Genomic DNA, 22,427 nt, shown 5'->3' with positions numbered 1-22,427 from the left:
GGAGCATCGGGCGTCACCCGCGCCGGTGCATCTCCAGGCCGGGCGGGGGCTCACCGGCTAGAGTGGGCGCCGTGAGCATTGATCTTTCCGAATCCTTCAAGGCCTACGATGTCCGCGGCATCGTGGGCGAGACCATCACCGCCGAGACCGTGGAGGCCACCGCCGCCGCGTTCGTGGACGTGCAGGACCTGGCCGGGACCACCGTGCTGGTGGGCGGGGACATGCGCCCCAGCTCCCCGGAGTTCATGGACGCCTTCGCCCGCGGGGCCACCGCACGCGGGGCCGACGTCGTGAAGATCGGGCTGATCTCCACGGACGAGCTGTACTTCGCCTGCGGCGTGTTCGACGCCCCCGGGGTCACCTTCACCGCCTCCCACAACCCGGCGCAGTACAACGGGATGAAGATGGCCAAGGCCGGTGCGGTGCCCGTCTCCTCCGAGACCGGGCTGTACGAGATCCGGGACCTGGCCCAGCGCTACCTGGACGACGGCGTCCCCGCCGGTGAGCGCACCGGGACCGTGGAGGAGCGGGACATCCTGGCCGACTACGCCCGGTACCTGCGCGACCTGGTGGACCTGTCCGGGATCCGGAAGCTGAAGGTCGTGGTGGACGCCGGCAACGGCATGGGCGGGATGACCACCCCGGCCGTGCTGGGCGATGCGAAGCTGGAGGCCCTGCCCCTGGAGATCGTGCCCCTGTACTTCGAGCTGGACGGCACCTTCCCCAACCACCCGGCCAACCCGCTGGAGCCGGCCAACCTGCGGGACCTGCAGGCCGCCGTCGTGGAGCACGGGGCGTACATCGGCCTGGCCTTCGACGGGGACGCGGACCGCTGCTTCGTGATCGACGAGAAGGGCGAGCCGGTGACCCCCTCCGCGATCGCCGCGCTGGTGGCCGAGCGGGAGATCGCCCGCGCGCAGGCCGACGGGAACGAGCAGCCGGTGATCATCTACAACCTGATCACCTCCAAGGCCGTGCCGGAGCTGGTGGAGGCCAAGGGCGGGCGCCCGGTGAAGACCCGCGTGGGCCACTCCTTCATCAAGGCCGTGATGGCCGCCGAGCACGGGGTGTTCGGCGGGGAGCACTCCGCGCACTACTACTTCAAGGACTTCTTCAACGCGGACACCGGCATGCTCGCCGCGATGCACGTGCTGGCCGCCCTGGGCGGGCAGGACAAGCCCCTGTCCGAGCTGGCCGCGGCCTACAGCCCGTACGCGGCCTCCGGGGAGATCAACTCGACCATCGAGGACAAGGCCGCCGCGGTGGATCGGGTGCGCGCGGCCCTGGCCGGGGAGGACGTGGAGGTGGAGGATTCCGACGGGACCACCTTCACCCACCGCACCGAGGGCTGGTGGTTCAACCTGCGCCCGTCCAACACCGAGCCCTTCCTGCGCCTGAACGTGGAGGCCCCGGACACCGCGACCATGGAGCGGGTGCGCGACCGGGTGCTGGGCCTGGTGCGGCAGGAGGGGTAGGGCTTTCCTGCGGCGCGGCGCGGGCCGCGCCGCGCCTGCGCCGTCGCCGACCCGGCGCTTTCGTGCAGGCTCTTCATCGACCCGGCGCTCTCGTTCCCGAAAATCGCGCTTCTGGGAACGAGAACGCCGGGTCGCTGCCCGGGTGGGTACGGGAGCGCCGGGTCGGTGCGGGAGGGAGAAGGACGACGGGCGTCCGCTCAGGCCGCGGCCGGCTCCTCGCGGGCCTGGTCGTGCAGCATCCACTGGTCCGGGCCGAAGATCTCATAGCGGATGCGCTGGCCCGGCACGCCGGCGTCGACCAGCTGCGAGCGCACGTCCTTCATGAACGGCAGCGGCCCGCACAGGTACGCCACGGCGTCGGCCGGCACGTCCAGCTCGGGCACCCGCACGCGCCCGGCGTGGTCTCCCTCCGCCGACGCCGTCGTGCAGGAGATCAGCCGGCCGTGCGGCAGGCGGGCCACCAGCTCCGCCAGCTCCTCGCGCAGCGGCCAGGAGGCGAAATCCCGCGCGGTGTGCACCACCGTCACCTCCCGCTGGGAGCCCTGGCGCACCAGCTCGGAGACGAACGCGATCATCGGGGTCACGCCGATCCCGGCCGAGAACAGCCACAGCGGACCGTCGCCGTCGTCCCCGAAACCGCCCAGCGTCACATCCCCGTACGGGTTGGAGATCTCGATGACGTCCCCCTCGGTCAGCTTGTCCAGGATGATCGGGGTCATCTCCCCCGCCGGGTCCAGCTTGACCGCGATGCGCCGCTGCCCCGGCTCACTGGGCAGCAGGGTGAACTGGCGCGGCTGCAGCAGACCGTCCTCGGCGCGGCAGAAGATCGAGACGTACTGCCCGGCCTGAGCCGGGGTCATCGGGGTGTCGTCGGCCGGCTCGAAGGTCAGGTCCGCGACGTCGTCGGCGGCCCGCACCCGGCGCACCAAGCGGAACGGCGCGCGCATCACGTCATTGGCCTGCACGGCGTAGAGCCCCTTCTCCAGGGCGATCAGGGCGTCGGCCATCAGCCAGTACACCTCGGTCCACGCCGCCACGACCTCCTCGGTGGCTGCCTCCCCCAGATCCTTCGCGATCGCCCCGAACAGGTACCGGTACACGGTCGGGTACTCCTCCGGGCGCAGCCCCAGCGAGGCGTGCTTGTGGGCCACCCGGGAGAGCACCTCCTCCGGGTACGAATCCGGGTGCTGCACGATCCACTGCGCGAACACCGCGATGGACCCGGCCAGCGCCCGCGGCTGGGTGCCCTCCAGCTGCGAGGAGCGGGAGAACATGCCGTCCATCAGGTCCGGACGGGCGGCGAACATGTCCCGGTAGAACACCGGCGTGATGTGCGGGATCCGCTCGGCGATGACGGGCAGGGTCGCCTCGACGACGGGGCGGGACTTCTCGGAGAGCATGGGGCTCCTTCCTCCGGTGATGGGATGCCCTTCAAAACTAGCACGGGAGATGCTGAATATGTCGGGGATGGCGCCCTTGCGGGGCGGGGCCGACGGCGCGCACCGAGACGGCGCTCCGGTGCACCGGCTTCACCGACCCGGCGCTCCGGTTCCCGAATCTGGCTTTTCTGGGAACGAAAGCGCCGTCTCACGAAAAGGTGGGAACGAGAGAGCCGCCTCGCGGGAGAAGCGAGGGTCGGAGTGGGAACCGGAGCGCCGTCTCGCGCAAGGGTGGGAACGAGAGCGCCGGGTCGCGGTGAGGCGGGAGGGTCCCGAACCCGCGCGCGCCCCGGGAAGGGTCAGGCGAGGGCGTCCTGCGGGGGGCGCAGGCCCAGCTGCACCATGACCGGGCCCATCTGTCGGGAATGCGGCAGCTCGGAGATGATCACGGCGTCCAGCTCCGCGTAGAAGGCCTCGCGCGCCCGGTTGAGAACCCCGCGCAGGGAGCACAGGTGGTTCAGGGGGCACTCGCCGTCGGGCGCCTCGCACTCGACCATCGGCTGGTCCCCCTCCAGCTCCCGCAGCAGGTGGCCCACGGACTCCCGGCGTCCGGGCTCGGTGATCCGCACCCCGCCGAAGCGCCCGCGGGTGGCCTGCACCAGCCCCAGCCCGCTCAGGCGCGCCACGGCTTTGGCCACGTGGTTATAGGGGGTGGCCACCCCGTCGGCCAGCTCGTGGGTGGTCAGCTTGGAGCCCTCCGGCACCCCGGACAGCAGCATCATCACCCGCAGCCCGACGTCGGAGAACGCGGTCAGCTTCATCTGCGCGGCCTCCTCCCCCTGGTCCTGATCCGCCGCACCGGACACGACGACGGGGCCCGGAAACCGACTCCTCGATTCCCGGACCCCGTCATCGGCATGCGGTCCATCCTAGCGGCAGCGGCCAGCCACCGTCGTCGGGCCGCGGCTCAGGCGCCCAGGCGCCGGGCCAGGGCCTCGCGCTGCTCGCGGATCTGCGGCGGCACGTGGTCCCCGAGCTTCTCCAGCCACTCGTCGATCCCGGGCAGCTCCTTCCTCCACTCCTCGGCATCCACCCGCAGGGCCGCGGCCACGTCCTCCGGGTCGGCATCCAGCCCGTCCAGGTCCAGATCCTCCGGGGTCGGGACCACGCCCACCGGCGTCTCCTGGCCGCCGCCGGTGCCGTTGAGCCGCTGCACGATCCACTGGATCACCCGGGAGTTCTCCCCGAAGCCCGGCCACGCGAACCCGCCGTCGGGGGTGCGGCGGAACCAGTTGACGTAGAAGATCCGCGGCATGTTCTGCTCGCCGTGCTGCTGCGCGATGTCCAGCCAGTGGCGCAGGTAGTCCCCGGCGTTGTAGCCGATGAACGGCAGCATCGCCATCGGATCCCGGCGCACCACGCCCACCTGGCCCTTGGCCGCGGCCGTGGTCTCCGAGGACAGCGTCGCCCCCTGGAACACCCCGTGCTCCCAGTCGAAGGACTCCGAGACCAGCGGCACCGTGGTCTTGCGGCGCCCGCCGAAGATGATCGCGGACAGCGGCACGCCCTCCGGGTCGTGGTACTCCGGGGCGAGCATGTCCACCTGGTCGATGGGCGTGCAGAACCGGGAGTTCGGGTGCGCGGCCGGCCGACCGGAATCCGGGGTCCAGTCCTGACCGGTCCAGTCCGTCAGGTGCTCCGGGACCTCGTCGGTCATGCCCTCCCACCAGACCCCGCCGTCGTCGGTCAGCGCCACGTTGGTGAAGATCGTGTTGCCCGCGGCCACCGCGCGCATCGCATTGGGGTTGGTGGACCAGCCGGTGCCGGGGGCGACGCCGAACAGCCCGGCCTCCGGGTTGATCACGCGCGGGCGCCCCTCGGCATCGAAGGTGATCCAGGAGATGTCATCCCCGACCATCTCCGCGGACCAGCCCTCCACCGTCGGGTGGATCATCGCGAAGTTCGTCTTCCCGCAGGCCGACGGGAAGGCACCGGAGATGTAGTGGACCTCCCCCTGCGGGTCCGTGACCTTCAGGATCAGCATGTGCTCGGCCAGCCACGCCTCGTCGTGGGCGATCGCGGAGGCGATGCGCAGGGCGTAGCACTTCTTGCCCAGCAGCGCGTTGCCGCCGTACCCGGACCCGAAGGACCAGATGGCACGCTTCTCCGGGAACTGCACGATGTACTTCTCCGGGTTGCACGGCCACGGCACGTCCTGCTCGCCGTCGGCCAGGGGCGCGCCGACGGAGTGCAGGCACTCCACGAAGAACGCGTCCTGCCGGGTCATCTTCTCCAGGACCTCCGAGCCGATGGTCGCCATGATGCGCATCGAGCACACCACGTACGCGGAATCGGTGATCTCCACCCCGTAGCGGGGCTCGGCCGCATCCAGGTGCCCCATGACGAAGGGGATCACGTACATGGTCCGCCCGCGCATCGCCCCGCGGAACTTCTCCGTGAGGATCCCGCGCATCTGCTGCGGATCCATCCAGTTGTTGGTGGGGCCCGCGCCTTCCTCGGTCTCGGTGCAGATGTAGGTGCGCTCCTCCACCCGGGCCACATCCTCCGGATCGGAGAACGCGGCGAAGGAGTTGGGGAACTTCTCCTCGGCCAGGCGCACGAACGTCCCGGCGTCGACCAGCTCGGTGGTCAGCCGATCCCACTCCTGCCGGGAACCGTCCACCCAGTGCAGCTGCCGCGGCTGGGTGAGCTCGGCGACCTCCCGCACCCACTCCAGCAGGTGCCGGTGCGTGGTGGGCGCGTTCTCCAGCGCCTCGCGCACGGCCGGCTCCAGGCCGCTGGTTCCGACGACGTTGTCAGTCATGAGATTCCCTTCAGGTCCGGCCCGCACGTCGGGCCATCACGCACTTCGTTGTGTTCGGCGCTCTCCCGGTGTGGCCACGGCAGCGATCCATCGGAGAGAGGGGACGACGCAGCCACGCGGGTGGGAGCCCGTGTGATGGGACCAGCGTAACCCGGAACGCCCGGGGCTGCGGCACACGTGACACGGCGACGACGTCGAGGCTCTGGGTGGGTCCTGACGCCGCTGGACGTGCGGGCCTCTCACGCTCTGCACGCGGGGTCAGCCTGACGACCGGCGCGGGGGTGCGAGTGGGAGCGGGCCGGTTCCCCGGGTGGTCTGCGTGGGAGCTGCTCGCACTCTGATCGCGCTCTGCAACCGAGGTCACAGCCCGGCGATTGGCGCGAACCCGGGGGCGCGTGTACGCTGGTATCTGGTTCGAGCGAGCGCTTCGGCGCTCGTGATCGCGGACCAGGCGCCTGTAGCTCAACGGATAGAGCATCTGACTACGGATCAGAAGGTTGGGGGTTCGAATCCCTTCGGGCGCACCACATCGGAAGCCCCGTCACCACCTGGTGACGGGGCTTCTTCGCGTTCCGGGGCGGATTCCGCCGCAGTCCACTCCGCGCGGGGCCCTCACGACGGCGCGAGACCGCACGTTCTGGGCGAGGGCGGGTCAGAGACGGGCGGACGACGTCGGGCGCTCAGATCGCCAGATCCAGGGGGAGGTCCGAGATGTCGCGCAGCCGGCGGCCCTGCACCATCGTGTGCATCAGCTCCGCGCCGGCCGGATCCACCGCGGGATCGATGGCGTCCATCAGCTCGTGCAGCGCGAAGTGGTAGACGCAGTCCAGCTCCCCCGTGCCCAGGGCGACGGCCGCCAGCCGCGAGGGCATCGGCTCGCCCGTGACCATCACCAGGTGCGGGGCCCGACCGCGGCGATTCCGGATCAGCTGCTGCGCCTCCGCCTTGGCCTGCTGGGCCCGATCGCTGCGCAGCGTCCACCGGCAGGAGACCACCGCGTGCAGCAGCGGCTTGGGCTGCACCGCGCTGCGCAGCGGACTGGCCGAGGCCAGCGGACCCAGCGGATCCACCAGACGGGTCACGGCGTTGAGATCCCGATCGGACAGCGGCGAGCGCATCACGACGACGTCGGGAGCCAGCAGCTCCGCCTCCGCACCCAGCACGGCCCGCAGATCCCGGCTGCCCTCCACGATCTCGCGCAGCGCCGCGAGGTGCTCGTACTGCTCGAAGATCTCCGAGGCGTCCCGGATGGTCCCATCGGCTCCGCGGTCCCCCAGCCGGCGCACCGTCCACTCCCCGGGCCGGATCCCGTCCAGGGCCTGCAGCACCGCCTGCAGATACGCGGCCACGGCCCGCTCGAAGCTGCGGCCCGCGGAATGCCCCGGGGAGCGCGGGTGGGCCTCCACCGCCCCGATGCCCTCCGCGATCGCCCGGGCGTAGCGCAGGCTCGAGCCCGAGCCGGTGTCCGCGTTGGAGGGCACCCCGGAGCCCGGACGGGTCACCAGGACCCGCTCGTCGATCAGGGCGCGGTGGAAGACCCTGCGGGCCCGATCCAGCAGATACTCCGGGCCCTGCCTGCGGGAGGCGGCCCGCTCCGCGCGGGTCATGGCCTCCTCGTGGGGTTCGGCCTCCGCGTCCTTCCCGACGACGTCGGCCGGGCGCGGGGTCTCCCGCGGGGTCGAGGCGCCCTGGCCCGGGGCCTCCGAACCCGAAGCTCCCGAACCAGGGGCCTGCGCGGGCATCACGGAAGGGGCGGCGTCGGCCGGCCGCTGCGGGGCCGAGGGCTGTTGGACGGCGGTCTCTGCGTCGGCGTCCCCGCCGGCGGGTTCGGCGAACTCGGCGAGGTCCAGGGAGAACAGGAACTGCTCCTGCCCCTCGGTCTGCTCGGTGGACCTGCGGCGCCTGCCGGCCATGGTGGCTCCTCCTCTTACCGTCCGCTCCCGGTGTTCTCCCGGGGCCATGCACACAGTACCCGGTGCCCCGACGGAGTACCGGCGCACGACCCCTCAGCCGGAGACAGCCCCGGCTGCCGCTCGGGCTCGAGCAGCCCTCTCCCGTGACCCAGCCGATTCTCCGGCGACACGGGCCCGCACTACACTGGCCTGGAAGGCCCGGGCCGCACGCCCGACGTCGCGGACTGCCCCGCCCGAGGCACCGACGCGCACCGGGCGCGGCCTGAACGCATCGACCCTGGAGAGCAAGTGAGCATCAACATCACCGTGGTGGACGAAGCCGGCGAGGTCCGCGACGTCGAGTGGACCGAGAACCAGACCCTCCTGGAGTGCCTGCATAAGAACCAGTACCCGGTGCTGGCCACCTGCGGCGGCAACGCCTCCTGCGCCACCTGCCACGCTTTCCTGGACCCGCAGCACTACCCGGCCGGCGGGGAGCGCACCGAGGAGGAGGAGGACCTGCTGGAGATGATCGACGACGTCGCCACCGAGTACTCCCGGCTGTCCTGCCAGACCGAATACCACGAGGGCCTGGACGGGGCGACCGTGACCCTGAAACCGGGTATGTGATCTCTGTCCCCGACCCCTCCCCCGCATGAACGCACCCTTCACCTCCCGGCTGCGCGCGGCCGTCGCCCTGATCGCGGCGGGCCTGCTGCTCGGCGGCTGCTCGGCCGACGACGCGACGGACCACTCGGCCGGATCCGCCGCCGCCTCCGCACCGACGACCTCCGCGCACCCCACCGGCACCGTCGCGGCGGCCCCCACCGGATCCGGCTCCCAGGCCGCCGCCCCGACATCGAGCGGGTCCCCCACCGCCGCCGCGCAGACCCCGACGGCGGTCCCGTTCTCCCCGACGGCGAGCCCGACCCCCGCCCCTGCGGCCTCCCCGACGGCATCCGCGGACCTGAGCACGGCACCCGCACCGAGCGTCTCCGCCGCCCCGGAGACCGCCGAGGCCTCCGGCCGGTGCACCACCGGGGACCTCAACGTGCAGATCAGCTCCACCGGCGGGGCCGCCGGGTCCGCGACCTACGCCGTGCGCTTCACCAACAGCTCCGACCGGGACTGCACGCTGTCCGGATACCCCGAGGTCTCCTTCATCGACGATTCCGGGACGGAGCTGGGCGCCCCGGCGATCCCGGCCAGCGAACAGACCGGGGAGGCCACCCGCCTGCGACCGGGACGCAGCGCACAGGCGATCCTGCGCAGCACCCAGCCGGAGCTGTACGGGCAACAGTGCGCCCGCACCAGCGCCGCCGGGCTGCGGGTGCACGCCCCGGACTCGGAAGGCAGCCTCGACGTCGCCCTGTCCCTGCCGGCCTGCGCCGATGCGCAGGTCCAGCAGCTGTCCATCGGGCCCATCGACGCCCGCGGCTGAGCGCGGCGCGCGGCACCCGCGGGTCACAGGGTCACAGGGTCACAGGGTCACAGGGTCAGCGTGGCATCGTCATAGGAGTACCGGGGTCCCCTGCCGTACTCAGGGTCCTTGCCGCGTCCCACGTTGACGACCACCACCGACTTCAACCCGGTCCCGGCCAGCAGATCCGCGTCCAGACCGGCGGCATCGAACCCGGTCATGGGACCCGCGGCCAGGCCGACGGCCCGCACGGCCATCACGAAGTACCCGACCTGGATGAAGGCGTTGGAGCGTCCGGTCTCCTGCGCCAGCTCCTCATCCTCCCGGTACATCTGCCCCATCTGGGGGCGGGCCGGCAGGAAGCGATCGAATTTGTGGTGCCAGGTCTCGTCCACGGCGAGGATCGCGGTCATCGGCGCGGCCGCGGTCTTGGGCTGGTTGCCGGGCATCATGTGGGAGACCAGACGGTCGCGGGCCTCACCCTGAGACACCCAGACGATGCGCAGGGGCTGGGAGTTGAAGGCGGTGGGACCCATCTTCGTCAGCTCATAGATGGCCCGACGCTGGTCTTCGGTGACCTCGGCGTCCTCGAAGGCGCTGACGGTGCGGGCCTCGAACAGACGGTGCAGGTCCTCCTCGGACAGCTGGGCGACGGCGGCGACATCGGTCATGGGGGCTCCTGAGGCTGGGGGGGCGGCGCGGCGATCACCGCGCACCGGATTCACTTCACGTGTAAACCTTATGCTTCGCCGGGCTATTCCGGGGTGCGACGGGGTTGCTCAGACAGCATGGCCGTTCGGCCTGTCAGTCGGGGGCGGCACAATGGGGACCATGCCGCACGCCCTGGACCGCTTCACGCCCGCGACCCGCGACTGGTTCGCCGGGGCCTTCGGCGCGCCCACCGCCGCGCAGGAAGGGGCGTGGGAGGCCATCGCGCAGGGTCGGCACGCGCTCGTCGTCGCCCCCACCGGCTCCGGCAAGACCCTCGCGGCCTTCCTCTGGGCCCTGGATCGGCTGCTGCTGGGCGGGGGCGGCGCCTCGGGCGGGGGCGCGGACGACGCCGAAGCCGCGACGCCCGCACGTCACGGCGGGGATGCCGGGCGCACCGGGAAGCGCCGGACGAACGCCACCCAGGTCCTCTACATCTCGCCCCTGAAGGCCCTCGGGGTGGACGTGGAGCGCAACCTGCGCGCCCCGCTGGTCGGCATCACCCAGACCGCGCGCTTCCAGGGCACCGAGCCGCGGGAGATCTCGGTGGGGGTGCGCTCCGGGGACACCCCCGCCGCCGAGCGTCGGGCCCTGCTGTCGAACCCGCCGGACATCCTCATCACCACCCCGGAATCCCTCTACCTCATGCTCACCTCGAAGGCGCGCTCCAGCCTCACCCAGGTGCACACCGTGATCGTGGACGAGGTGCACGCGGTGGCCGGGACCAAGCGCGGGGCCCACCTGGCCGTGACCCTGGAGCGCCTGGACCAGATCCTGCCCTCCCCCGCCCAGCGCATCGGCCTGTCCGCCACCGTGGAGCCCGTGGAGACGGTCGCCCGCTTCCTCGGCGGCACGACCCCCGTCACCGTGGTGCGCCCCGAGGCCGCCAAGACCTGGGACCTCACCGTCTCCGTGCCCGTGCCGGACATGTCCAACCTGACGGTGCCGGTGCCGCGGGAGCAGCCGCGCGTGCGCACCGGCATCGACCGGGGCTCCGCCGCCAGCGGCACCGCGACCCTGGAGGACGCCCTCGGTCTGGACCTCGCCTCCCCGCTGGCCGGGCGGCAGAACGACGACGCCGCCGTCACGCCCCTGCCGCCGGAGCCGGTGCACGAGGTGGTCGCCTCCATCTGGCCGCACGTGGAGGAGCGGATCGTGGACCTCGTGGAGGCGCACCGCTCCACCATCGTCTTCGCCAACTCCCGCGGCCTGGCCGAGCGCCTGACCTCCCGGCTCAACGAGGTCCACGCCTTCCGGCAGGTCCAGCGCGGGCTGCTGGACCCGGAGCAGACCCCCGGCCGACGCGGATCGGCCGGGGCCGGGATCCGGGAGCAGCGGATGGGCGCCGGGGAGGCCCGCGCCGCCGCGTCGTCGGGCGGGGCGTCGGGCACAGTTTCGGCCGCGGCGTCGGGCGGGCCCGTACCCGATGCCGATGCCGCAGCCGAGATGCCCTACGCGCCGCCGGCCGTGAACCACCTGACCAGCGGCACCGCGGCGCCCGAGCTGGCCCGCGCCCACCACGGCTCCGTGTCCAAGGACCAGCGCGCGCTGATCGAGGACGCCCTGAAGACCGGGGCGCTGCGCTGCGTCGTCGCGACCTCCTCCCTGGAGCTGGGCATCGACATGGGCGCGGTGGACCTGGTGATCCAGGTGGAGTCCCCGCCGAGCGTGGCCTCCGGGCTGCAGCGGGTGGGCCGGGCCGGGCACCAGGTGGGCGAGACCTCCCGGGCCGTGCTCTACCCCAAGCACCGCGGGGACCTGCGCGACGCCGCCGTGACCGTGGAGCGGATGCGCGCCGGGGCCATCGAGAAGCTGCATGTGCCCGCCAACCCCCTGGACGTGCTCGCCCAGCAGACGGTGGCCACCGCGGCGCTGGGGCCCATCGACGTCGAGGCCTGGTTCGAGGCGCTGCGGCGCACCGCGCCCTTCGCGGCTCTGCCCCGCTCCGCCTTCGACGCCGTACTGGACCTGCTGGCCGGGAAGTACCCCTCGGATGAGTTCGCCGAGCTGCGTCCGCGCCTGATCTGGGATCGCGACGGCGGGGTCCTGGAACCGCGCCCCGGGGCCCAGCGGATCGCGGTGACCTCCGGCGGCACCATCCCGGACCGCGGCCTGTACCCGGTGTTCATCGTCGGCGGGGACGAGCAGACCGGGCCCAAGCGGGTGGGCGAGCTGGACGAGGAGATGGTCTATGAGTCCCGCGCCGGGGACGTCATCGCCCTGGGGGCCACGAGCTGGCGGATCGAGGAGATCACGCACGACCGGGTCAGCGTCACCCCCGCCCCGGGGCAGGTCGGCAAGCTGCCGTTCTGGCACGGAGACGGGCCCGGGCGCCCGGTGGACCTCGGCGAGGCCGTGGGCGGATTCACCCGGGAGCTGGCCTCCCGCCTGGAGACGGGGCAGGACGACGCCGCCCGCACGCGCCTGCGCGAGGCCGGGCTGGACGAGTGGGCGGCGGACAACCTCCTGGCCTACGTGCGGGAGCAGACCGAGGCGACGGGGCAGGTGCCCAGCGAGAAGACCCTGGTGGTGGAGCGGTTCCGGGACGAGCTCGGGGACTGGCGGGTGATCCTGCACTCGCCCTACGGGATGCCCGTGCACGGGCCGTGGGCCCTGGCCGTGGGGGCGCGCATCGAGCAGCGCTGGGGCCTGGACGGCTCCGCGATGGCCGCCGACGACGGCATCGTGCTGCGCATCCCCGCGATGGAGGACACCCCGCCGGGGGCGGAGCTGTTCGCCTTCGACGCGGAGGAGATCGAGCGGATCGTGACCGAGCAGGTGGGCTCCTCCGCGCTGTTCGCCGCCCGCTTCCGCGAGTGCGCCGCGCGGGCCCTGCTGCTGCCCCGCCGGGACCCGGGGCGGCGCACCCCCCTGTGGCAGCAGCGGCAGCGCTCCGCGCAGCTGCTGGACGTCGCCCGGAAGCACCCGGACTTCCCGATCATCCTGGAGACCGTGCGCGAATGCCTCCAGGACGTCTATGACCTGCCCGCCCTGCGCCGGCTGCACGAGCACATCGCGGCCCGGCGGATCACGGTCCGGGAGCTGGAGACCCCGGAGCCCTCCCCCTTCGCCAAGACCCTGCTGTTCGGGTACGTCGGGCAGTTCCTCTACAACACGGACGCGCCCCTGGCCGAGCGGCGGGCCGCGGCCCTGTCCCTGGACCCCTCCCTGCTGGCCCAGCTGCTGGGGCAGGAGGAGCTGCGGGAGCTGCTGGACGCGCAGATCATCGAGCGCACCGAGGCCCAGCTGCAGCGCCTGGCCCCGGACCGGCGCCTGCGCGGGGCGGAGGGATTGGCGGACCTGCTGCGCCTGTTGGGCCCGCTCAGCCCCGAGGAGGCCGCGGCCCGGCTGCGCCCGGAGGAGGCCGCGGGGGCCGTCGCCGCGGGACCCGGCTCGGCGTCGGGCCGCGGTCTGGGCGCGGACGGTGCCGCGGAGGACGCTGCGGGCGCGGACGACGCCGCGGAGAACGAGACGGCCGACCTCGGCGTCGTCGCGGAGTGGGCGGATCGGCTGGTGCGGGCCCACCGGGCCTTCCGGGTGCGCACCGGCGGGATCGAGCGGATCGCGGCCGTGGAGGACGCCGCCCGCCTGCGCGACGGGCTGGGGGTGCCCCTGCCGATGGGGGTGCCCGCGGCCTTCATCGAACCGGTCGCGGACCCGCTGGGGGATCTGGTCTCCCGGTACGCCCGCACCCACGGGCCCTTCACCACCGGGCAGGCCGCGGCGGCCCTGGGGCTGGGGCGGGCCGTCGTCGAGACGGTGCTGCGGCGCCTGGCCGCGGACCGGCGGGTGGCGACCGGGCGCTTCCTGCCCGCCGAGCTGCTGTCGGCCCGCGGCCTGGACCCGCGGGATCCGGGCGAGGAATGGTGCGACGCCGGGGTGCTGCGCACGCTGCGACGCCGCTCCCTGGCCGCGCTGCGCGCGCAGATCGAGCCGGTGGATGCCGCGACCTACGCCCGCTTCCTGCCCGCCTGGCAGCACGTGTGGGCTCGGGGTGCCGAGCAGGATCCGCGGGTCGCGGATGAGGACGGGCTGCTCACGGTGATCGACCAGCTGGCCGGGACCGCGGTGCCCGCCTCCGCCCTGGAGACCCTGGTGCTGCCGGCCCGGGTGCGCGGCTACGCCCCGCGGATGCTGGATGAGCTGCTGGCCTCGGGGCAGGTGCTGTGGACCGGGGCCGGGACCGTGCCCGGGCAGGACGGCTGGGTGAGTCTGCACCTGGCCGGATCCGCGGATCTGACCGTGCCGGAGCGGCCGGCGATCCCGCTGGATCGGCTGAGCGCGGACGCACGCACCGTGTACGCGGCGATGGGCGACGGGGCGGATTTCCTGCCGCGGATCGCCGCCCGCGCGGGGCTGTCCCTCGGGGCCGCCGGGGATGGGCTGTGGGAGCTGGTGTGGGCTGGTCTGGTGACCAACGACGGGATGGCCGCGCTGCGAGCTTTCCTCGATGGCGGAAAGACGGCGCACGCCCGACCCCGGGGCTCGGCCCGCTCCCGGTCCCTGGGTCGACGCGGGGCCGGGCGGATCTCGCGGGCACAGGGGGCGCGTCCTGGGCGGTATGCGGGGCTGGCGGCTCCCGGTCGGGCCGGTGCCGGTCTCAGCTCCGGTGGGCTGGGTTCTGATGGGCTGGGGGCCGACGGGTCAGGTGCCGGGTCCGACGGCGGCGTCGGCGGCTGGGGTCTCGGCGTGGCTAGCGGTGGTCCCGGCGGCGGCGCGGCTGAGATGTCCGCGCTGAGTCCGCAGCGGGAGCGGGAGCTGTCCGGGCGGTGGTCCCGGGTGAGCTCGTACCTGTCCGAGGAGCCCCTGGAGCCGACGGTGCGCGCCGTCGCCCTGGCGCAGCTGATGCTGGACCGGTACGGGGTGCTGACCCGAGGCGCGGTGCAGCAGGAGGATTCCCCGGGCGGCTTCGCGGCGGTGTACCAGATCCTCACGGCCCAGGAGGATCAGGGCGAGGCCCGCCGCGGCTACTTCATCGAGGGGCTGGGCGGCGCGCAGTTCGCCGCCCCGGCCACCGTGGATCTGCTGCGCGCGGCGGAGATCGACGAGCAGCTGGAGGCCTCCGGCGCCTCCGAGCGCACTCCGCAGGTGCTGGTGCTGGCCGCCACGGATCCCGCCCAGCCGTACGGTGCGGCGCTGTCCTGGCCGGATCCGATCCCCGGGGAGTCGCTGCTGCGCGGGGTGAGCGGCGGGAGCCGGGGGTCGGGTCCTGAGGGCGCCTTTGCCGGGGGCGGCGCGGCGTCGGGGCGGGACGGCGCGGTCTCGGGGCCGGACGGCGCGGCGTCGGCGGGGGCGAAGACGTCCCAGGCGCGCCCGGGCCGGAAGGCCGGGGCCCTGGTGGTGCTGGTGGACGGCCGCCCGGTGCTGTACGTGGAGCGCGGCGGCAAGACCCTGCTGGCCTTCACCACTCGCGTACTCGACCTGGAGCTGGCCGCACCCGCGGTGGCCGACGCCGTGCGGGCCGGGGCCGCGCAGAAGCTGGTGGTGGAGAAGGTCAACGGCGTCTCCGTGCTGGAGCGCGGCGCCCCGGCCGAGGACGGCTCCCCCGACCCCATCACCGCGCTGCGCGAGGCCCTGATGGCCGCGGGCTTCGACTCGACACCGAAGGGCCTGCGGATCCGGCGGTGAGACGGCGGGGCCGATCCGCCACTCCCGGACCGGATCGTGTGCCCACCCCGCCCGCGGACCGGATCGTGCTCCCCGGACCGGATGATCCGGCCCCCGATGCACGATCCGGTCCACGTCCCATCTCAGGCGACGGCCCGGGCGTGGGCCAAGAGCTCCGGGGGCATCGGACGGTCCAGCTCCCACAGAATCCGCATGGGCTTCTCCCCCTGATGCTCCCGATACCGCACCGTCCCCAGGCAGGTGAACGGCTCCGTGCCGATATCCCCGGCGGTGGCCTCCCGCACGCACAGCAGCACCTGGGACCCTCTCTGCTCATGCGTCCGATACCTGAGTCCGGTGGGACTGCCCGCGGCGGTGGAGCTCTGGGACTCCCAGTGGAACAGCGACTCATCCACCGCATAGTCCCTATAGAGGGTGCTCGGGGAGAACTGCGCCTCCGATTTGCGCAGGGTCACCAGCAGCAGGTCCACCCGCGCCTCGGGAAACCATCGGACTCCGGAGACCAGTGACCCCGGGGTCCCCTTCGTCCGCGTGCCCAATCCCAGCGCGGCGGCGAGCTCATCCCTCGAATATCGGGCATGGCTGCGCAGCGGACTGCTCTCCAGCGGCCCGTTGAGCCTCTCCGGCAGCGCGCGCGTCTCGGTCTCGCACACGTCCAGCAGCTGGAGCAGCTCACGCCTCACGTGGACGGATCCAGCCAGCCGCTGCAGCGCCTCAGTCATGCCCTCCGGGGCGCCCTGAGGCCAGAAGGAGAAGTACAGCATCGGCGCGAAGGGATCCTCCGCCCGCACCCGGGGATCCAGAGCGGGGTCCAGCAGGCGTCTGTAGGCGCGGATCCGCTCCGGGTCATCCACATGCGTCAGCCCCCGGATCCTCCGGAGCAGATCGTATTCTGCGGACAGCGGTGGGAGAGCGTCATCCGGCCGAGCCCACACCTCCAGCGCAGACCAGCAGGCGGGTCGCTGCTCCCCGCGCATGCTGCGGCTGGAAGCGCCGTAGATATCGGCCAGCGTCCGTCCCGATCCCTCCAGATAGGCCCGCAGGGAGCTCTCCGCACCGGTCTGATCGGTGTGCTGGCGGATATCGGCGACGAGCTCGCGGGTGCTCAGGGACAGCTGCGACCTGACGTTGGCCAGGACCTCCTGCTGCGCCACCCGATCCAGGATGATCTGGCTGCCGGACGGCAGGAACGGGAAGCCCTGCTCGATGCCTGCCACGAGGCGGCTGCGGGACAGCCCGGTCAGCGCCCGCAGCTTCAGGTCGAAGCGGAACTGCGCCGATTGATGGCCCACGAAATCCAGCACCGTGAGCACCGACTTGCCCGGCGCCCGACGCAGCCCCCGCCCGAGCTGCTGCAGGAAGATCGTCGCGGACTGGGTGGGGCGAAGCATCAGCACCGTGTCGATCTCCGGGATGTCCAGCCCCTCGTTGAACAGATCCACCGCGAAGATGCAGGTGATCTCCCCGGCGCGCAGAGCCGCCAACCCGTCGTCGCGCTCGGAGGTGGAAGAGGTCCCGGACAGCGCCACAGCCGGCAGACCGGCCCGGCGGAAGCACTGGGCCATGAAGCGGGCGTGCTCCACCGACACGCAGAAACCCAGCGCACGCATCCTGCGCGGATCCGTCACCTGGTCCCGGACCGCGTTGATGACCTTCCGGGCGCGAGCATCATGGTGATCCAGCACCGAAGCCAGCTGTCGGGTCTCATACTCGCCGCGCCGGAAGGAGAGACGGGACAGGTCCACGTCATCCCAGATCCCGAAGTAGTGGAAGGGGACCAGAAGGTCCCGCTCCAGCGCATCCCACAGCCGCATCTGGCTGGCGATGCGCCCGCCGAAGTGCTCCTGCGCGACGTTCACCCCATCGGTGCGCTCCGGCGTCGCGGTGAGCCCCAGCAGCTCTCGGGGCGTCAGATGATCGAGGATCCTCCGATAGGTGGCGGCCTCCGCATGGTGGAACTCGTCCACCACGACGATGTCGAAGTGGTCCGGGTTCCACCGCCGCAGCTGCTCCGGACGGCCCATCGACTGCACCGAGGCGAAGACGTGCTCCCCGAAGACCGGTTGGTGGCCATCCACCATCAGCTCACCGAAGGCGCCTTCGCCGAGAACATCCCGGTACGTGCTCAGCGCCTGCTCCAGGATCTCGCGCCGGTGAGCGAGGAACAGCAGCGTGGGCCGAGGCCGGGCCTCACCCGACAGCTCCCGATAATCCAGTGCGGCCATGACGGTCTTGCCCGTCCCCGTCGCAGCGACCAGCAGATTGCGGTGCCGGCCGTGGACCGTCCTCTCGCTGCGCAGCTCCTCCAACATGGTCCGCTGGAAATCGTACGGTCGGACTTCCAAACCGGACAGTCGCGGGCTCGCACCGTCGGCTCTTCCTCGACCGGAGGCCAGCATCAGCTCCGCGTCCAGGCGGTCGCCGTCCCGGTCCGGGTCATAGTCCTCGAAGGCCGGGTCATTCCAGTAGGTGTCGAATGTGGCCGAGAACTTCTCCATCAGGGCCGGGGTCGCGGTCTGCGAGATGCGGACATTCCACTCCAGTCCGTCCAGCAGGGCATCGCGGCTGAGATTGGAGCTGCCCACGTACCCGGTGTGGAAGCCCGTTCCGCGGTGGAACAGCCATGCCTTCGCGTGCAGCCGGGTGGACCGGGCGTTGTAGCTGATCTTCACCTGCGCCCCGTACTCCCGCACCAGCTCATCCAGGGCCCGTCGATCCGTCGCACCGATGTACGTAGTGGTCAGCACCCGCAGCGGCACCCCGCGCCGTCGCAGGTCCTCAAACCCGTCGCGCAGCAGACGCGTTCCGCTGCGCTTGATGAAGGCGCACAGCAGATCCACCCGATCGGAGCTCAGCATCTCCGTGCGAAGCTCCGCGTGCAGCGAAGGATCCGCCGGGGCGTTGGTGAGCAGGGCGACGTCGGACAGCGGAGTCGCGGGACGACGCAGCGGCTGCGCATCCTCCTCGAGGACCTGGGTCAGCAGCTGCGCCTCGGGCGGCAGCTGGGCGCCCCCGGTGTCATCGGGAACGACTCGCAGAAGTCGATTGGCGAATTCGCGGCGCTGATCCGCCGGCAGCTGCTGCAGAGCATCGCTGATCTGACGTCCCAGGTGACGAGCCAGGATGTGGGGCAGATCAGCGGGATCGATGCGCTCGCGGACCGGTATCAGGTGGGGCGCGGCCGTGAGAGCGGCGTCGAGATCCCGATCGATCAGCCGTTCGTACAGACCCACGGCCAGTTCCATGCGTCCCAGAGGGCCGGGGGTGGTCGGCGTCGCCTCGGTCATGGTCCTCGCTTTCCTCGGAGGTGGCTCCCGCATCGACGGGCGGCATCTTCCCGCAGCCTATCCGCATGTGTCAGGAAACGAGGGTGCCGTGGCCGGCGGGCGCGGACCGGATCGTGCATCGTGGGCCGGATGATCCGGTGCATCTCGCACGATCCGGTCCGCGAGCCGTGCGCATCCCGCCCGTGAGCCGGGGCCGACGGGGCGGGCTAGGCTGATGCCGACCGGAATCGGCGAGCGCGGAAGGGGCCGACGTGGACCACCAGCTGCGGCGCATCCACCGGGAGACGGCGCGCGTCCTGCGCGAGCGCCTCGCCCCTGCGGTCTCCCGCGTCGTCGGCGCCGCGCTGACCCGGCACATCGACCGACGGCGCCCCACACCGGCCAACGCCGCGCCCGCACCCGGTCCCACGAGCCCCGCCGATCACGCATCCGCGGCCGATCCAACCGGCGCCACCCCGGCCTCCAGCGGGTCAGGCGACCGCCCGTCGGGCAGTCCGGCATCCGGCCCGACGGGCATCGCCACGCCGCAGGCCTCGGCGGGCATCCCCACGCCGCAGACCACAGCCGATCCCCGCCGCCCCACCCGCGGCCTTTATCTGCACCGCGCCTTCCGGCTGCCGCTGGGCCGCACCCTGCGCTACCACGTGTACGCCCGGGGCATCCGCTGGGATCGGCCGGTCGGCGTCGTCGTCTACCTGGACGGGGACTACTGGGTGCCCGCCCAATCCCGGGTGCATCAGCCCACCGGCGCGACCATGCTGCGCCTGGGGGCCATCGCCAACGTCCGCAACCTGGTGCTGATCGCGGTGGACACCCCGGACCGCCGCTACTCCAAGGAGGGCTTCACCTGGTGGGTGCGGGCCCGGGCCAACGGACGGGTGCTGCGGGTCGCCGCGCGCCTGGCCCGACGTCGCCTCCCGGTCGATCCCGCCCGCACCTGGGTCATGGGCTACTCCGGGGGCGCCGAGTTCCTGACCTTCGACCTGCTCGCCCACCGGGCCCCGGCCTGGCTGCGCGGCGGGGCCATCATGGTCGCCGGGGGCGGCACCCGCGCCACCCCGCAGCCTCCGCCCGAGGCCGCCGCCCACCTGCCCCTGCACTGGTGGATCGGGCAGGCCGACGGCTCCCCGGATAGCTCCGGACCGCTGTGGTCCGCGCAGGCCGCAGCCGCCGAGGGGATCCGCGCCTACCGCCGGGCCGGATGGCGTGGGATCGTCCGGCATGAGCTGCCGGAGGTCAAGCACACCGACTATGACCTGCCCGGGATCCTGCGGGCCACCCTGGACGACGCCGGGCTGCGGCCCCGCGGTACCCGGTGATGGCCCGCCGATCCCGTCCCGTCTGCCCGGTTCCACCACGAGCGGGCGTCTCCCCCACCCGCATCCGGCTGCCCAACGATGAGCACCACGACACCGTCGCCGCGTACCTCACGCACCGGTTCCCGCCGCACGACGTCGAGCACACCGCCGCTCTGTTCGCCCGCGGGGCCGTCTTCGGGCCCGACGGCGAGCCCCTGGGCGCCGACGCCTCCTACCGTCCCGGCGGGCACGTGTGGGTCTTCCGTCCGCTGCCCTCCGAGCCTCCGGTGCCCACGGATCTGCCGGTGCTCTACGAGGACGAGCACGTGCTGGCGGTGGACAAGCCCCACGGGCTGGCCGTGACCCCACGCGGCGGCTTCGTGCGCCAGACCGTCGTCACCCTGCTGCGGGCCCAAGGGGAACGCGACGGTGACCCCGCGGCCGCGCTGATCTCCCCGGTGCATCGGCTGGATCGGCTCACCGCGGGGGTGCTGCTGCTGGCCAAGACCCGGGAGGCCCGCGGGCCCCTGCAGCGCCAGTTCGAGGCCCGGGAGGCGCAGAAGGTCTACGAGCTGCTGGCTCCGCTCAGGCCCCAGCCGGCGGAGGGCATGTCGGAGGACCCGGTGGCGATGCCGGCTGCCCCCGATCCGCCCCTGCGGGTGCGCTCCCGGCTGGTCAAGCCGGAGGGCTCCCTGCGGGTGCTCAGCATTCCCGGTGCCGCCAACTCCGTGACGGAGGTGCGCCTGCTCGCCGCCCGCGACGGCGACCTCGGGCTCTACGAGGCGCGGCCGCTGACCGGACGCACCCACCAGATCCGGGTGCACCTGGCCGGGCTCGGGCGCCCGATCCTCGGCGACCCCCTCTACGGACCCGCACCGACCGACGTCGCCGGAACCCCGGAGGTCCCGCTGGCACTGCTGGCCCGTCAGCTGCGGGTGCGGCATCCGGTGACCGGCGCGCCCCTGACCCTGCGCTCCCGCCGTAGGCTGGAGGCACCCGACCCGTGAAGGAGGCCGCCGTGGCCGAGAACTCCGACCCCCGCGCGCCGCAGAACCGAAGCGCCGGCGCCCCGCAGGACCGGGCCGCGCGCACTGCGACCGGCAGGGAACCGGCACCCCACAGGGGCCCCGCAGCCGACGGGGAATCAGCGGCGTCGGAGGGCCCGCGCTCGGCCCGGCACCGCGAGCGCTCCGTCGCCTCTGCCCGCGAGGAGGCCTCCCAGCGGGCGGAGCTTGCCGCGCACTCCGTCCTCGAGCTGTTCACCCACCGCCTGCTGGGGGTCCCCGGGACCCTGATCGGCGAGCCCGCAGCGCCCGCGCCGAAGGAGCTGAAGACGAAGGTGCTGGGCTGGAACTACTGGTGGCAGGCGCACCTGCTGGACGCGATCGTCGACGCCGGGCTGCGCGCGCACCGCGAGCACCGCTCCGAGCTGGCCCGCGAGTGGCTGCAGCGGGGGCGTCGGCTGCTGCGCGGCATCCGCTGGCACAACGGCGGCACCTACGTGAACTCGTTCTTCGACGACATGGCCTGGCTGACCCTGGCCGTGCGACGCCTGGATGCGCTGAGCCGGAAGGTCGATGGCGAGGGCAGCGCCCCGGCCCAGGACGCCGCCCGGACGCTGTACCCGCAGCTGCGCCGGGCCATCACGGCCGAGACCGGCGGGGGCGCGTTCTGGTCCAAGAAGCTGGACTTCAAGAACACCCCGGCCACCGCGCCGATCGCCCTGGCCCTGGCCCACGCGGGGCAGGCCCAGACCTCCCAGCGGCTGCTGGACTGGCTGCGCGAGCGGCTGTTCGCCGAGGGCCAGGGCTACTGGGACGGCATCAAGCTGGTGGCGCAGCAGGACGGCACCGTGGAGCACCGGGTGGAGCGCAACCTGTACTCCTACAACCAGGGCACGGTGCTCGGCGCCCTGCTGGAGACCCCGGGGGCGGACCTGGAGCACGCGGAGGAGCTGATCGGTCTGATCGCGGAGAAGATGACCACGAGCCTCGAGGTGGAGGGCACCCCGGTGCGGATCCTCAACACGCGGGGCTCCGGGGATGCGGGGCTGTTCGCGGGGATCCTCGGCCGGTACCTCACCCAGGCGGCCCGGGACACCCGGTTGGCCTCCACCGCGCGGGCCACCGCCCGGGATCTGGTGCTGGCCACCGCGGAGCTGCTGTGGGCCGGGCGCCGGGAGTTCGACCCGGACCTGCCGCTGAACGAGGACGGGGTGGATGTGACCGAGGTGCGGGGCACGCCGGTGGCCGTGTTCTCCCCGGACGCCTCCCGGCCGACGTCGCAGACCCTGCCCGCCGGGGCTCCCGTGCAGCTGTCCTCGCAGGTGCAGGCCTGGACGATCCTGGAGGCCGCCGCCCGGCTGAGCTGAGATCCCGGCTGAGCTGGACCGCGCTGCGTCGGGACCCGGCTGGGCTGGGGCCGGGGTGGGTCGGCGCTCGAGCGCTGGGTTCCCGGCGCGTTCAGCGGGTAGCCGAACCTCCCGGTGGGGGACCCGCGGGAGTGGCTCGGGCCCT

General features: G+C 72.8%; 13 protein-coding genes and 1 tRNA gene. 8 read left to right on the top strand and 6 right to left on the bottom strand.

The genetic code is table 11. The features are described 5' to 3' along the window. The first annotated feature begins 71 nt into the window (after positions 1–71). Positions 72–1,475 (top strand): phosphomannomutase/phosphoglucomutase, encoded by a 1,404-nt coding sequence (locus I6G21_RS05960; RefSeq protein WP_232238416.1) that lies wholly within the window; start codon positions 72–74, stop codon positions 1,473–1,475. 197 nt (positions 1,476–1,672) lie between these two features. Here the strand turns inward: I6G21_RS05960 and I6G21_RS05955 are convergent, their stop codons facing one another. The 3 genes from I6G21_RS05955 to I6G21_RS05945 form a co-directional block, all read right to left on the bottom strand. After that, complete coding sequence (locus I6G21_RS05955) at positions 1,673–2,875, bottom strand: globin domain-containing protein (RefSeq protein ID WP_058730278.1); 1,203 nt, start codon at positions 2,873–2,875, stop codon at positions 1,673–1,675. Positions 2,876–3,213: 338 nt separating this feature from the next. Then, positions 3,214–3,675, bottom strand: coding sequence for an RrF2 family transcriptional regulator (locus tag I6G21_RS05950; RefSeq protein WP_064725468.1), 462 nt, complete (start codon positions 3,673–3,675; stop codon positions 3,214–3,216). 146 nt (positions 3,676–3,821) lie between these two features. Continuing rightward, positions 3,822–5,678: a phosphoenolpyruvate carboxykinase (GTP) gene (locus I6G21_RS05945; RefSeq protein ID WP_064725449.1), complete on the bottom strand. Its 1,857-nt coding sequence runs from the start codon at positions 5,676–5,678 to the stop codon at positions 3,822–3,824. Between the two features lie 451 nt (positions 5,679–6,129). Between I6G21_RS05945 and I6G21_RS05940 the strand changes: the two genes are divergently transcribed. Continuing rightward, positions 6,130–6,205 (top strand) — tRNA-Arg (locus tag I6G21_RS05940). Between the two features lie 153 nt (positions 6,206–6,358). Here the strand turns inward: I6G21_RS05940 and I6G21_RS05935 are convergent. Further along, the gene (locus I6G21_RS05935) at positions 6,359–7,591 is read right to left on the bottom strand and encodes an NgoMIV family type II restriction endonuclease (RefSeq protein WP_133566400.1); all 1,233 of its coding nucleotides are present in this window, start codon (positions 7,589–7,591) and stop codon (positions 6,359–6,361) included. Between the two features lie 288 nt (positions 7,592–7,879). On the opposite strand from I6G21_RS05935, the gene I6G21_RS05930 reads away from it, so the two are divergent. Together I6G21_RS05930 and I6G21_RS05925 are read left to right on the top strand one after the other, a co-directional pair. Further along, positions 7,880–8,200 carry a 2Fe-2S iron-sulfur cluster-binding protein gene (locus I6G21_RS05930; RefSeq protein ID WP_064725447.1) on the top strand — a complete coding sequence of 107 codons (321 nt, stop codon included), beginning with the start codon at positions 7,880–7,882 and terminating at the stop codon, positions 8,198–8,200. Between the two features lie 25 nt (positions 8,201–8,225). Beyond that, entirely contained in the window at positions 8,226–9,011 is a 786-nt protein-coding gene (locus I6G21_RS05925; RefSeq protein ID WP_129357912.1) for a DUF4232 domain-containing protein, read from the top strand. Positions 9,012–9,058: 47 nt separating this feature from the next. Here I6G21_RS05925 and I6G21_RS05920 read toward each other — a convergent pair whose 3' ends face one another. Continuing rightward, positions 9,059–9,661, bottom strand: coding sequence for a malonic semialdehyde reductase (locus I6G21_RS05920; RefSeq protein WP_129357913.1), 603 nt, complete (start codon positions 9,659–9,661; stop codon positions 9,059–9,061). A 151-nt stretch (positions 9,662–9,812) separates the two neighbouring features. On the opposite strand from I6G21_RS05920, the gene I6G21_RS05915 reads away from it, so the two are divergent. Continuing rightward, positions 9,813–15,326, top strand: a complete 5,514-nt coding sequence (locus tag I6G21_RS05915; protein ID WP_408015174.1) for an Lhr family helicase — start codon at positions 9,813–9,815, stop codon at positions 15,324–15,326. Positions 15,327–15,448: 122 nt separating this feature from the next. Here the strand turns inward: I6G21_RS05915 and I6G21_RS05910 are convergent, their stop codons facing one another. Continuing rightward, positions 15,449–18,613 (bottom strand): DUF3427 domain-containing protein, encoded by a 3,165-nt coding sequence (locus I6G21_RS05910; protein ID WP_129357915.1) that lies wholly within the window; start codon positions 18,611–18,613, stop codon positions 15,449–15,451. A 251-nt stretch (positions 18,614–18,864) separates the two neighbouring features. On the opposite strand from I6G21_RS05910, the gene I6G21_RS05905 reads away from it, so the two are divergent. The 3 genes from I6G21_RS05905 to I6G21_RS05895 are packed head-to-tail and all read left to right on the top strand — an operon-like array spanning position 18,865 to position 22,282. Further along, complete coding sequence (locus I6G21_RS05905; protein ID WP_129357916.1) at positions 18,865–19,932, top strand: hypothetical protein; 1,068 nt, start codon at positions 18,865–18,867, stop codon at positions 19,930–19,932. Beyond that, positions 19,932–20,918, top strand: coding sequence for a pseudouridine synthase (locus tag I6G21_RS05900; protein WP_061225412.1), 987 nt, complete (start codon positions 19,932–19,934; stop codon positions 20,916–20,918). Before I6G21_RS05905 ends, I6G21_RS05900 begins: the two co-directional genes overlap by 1 nt. An 11-nt stretch (positions 20,919–20,929) precedes the next feature. Beyond that, the gene (locus I6G21_RS05895; protein ID WP_232238415.1) at positions 20,930–22,282 is read left to right on the top strand and encodes a glycoside hydrolase family 76 protein; all 1,353 of its coding nucleotides are present in this window, start codon (positions 20,930–20,932) and stop codon (positions 22,280–22,282) included. Positions 22,283–22,427: the final 145 nt, after the last annotated feature.

The sequence above is a fragment of the Rothia kristinae genome, from assembly GCF_016028855.1.
In the GTDB taxonomy this organism is placed as follows: Bacteria; Actinomycetota; Actinomycetes; order Actinomycetales; family Micrococcaceae; genus Rothia; species Rothia kristinae.
Note: the sequence above shows the minus strand (reverse complement) of the source record. Positions and strands in the feature narration are given on the sequence as shown.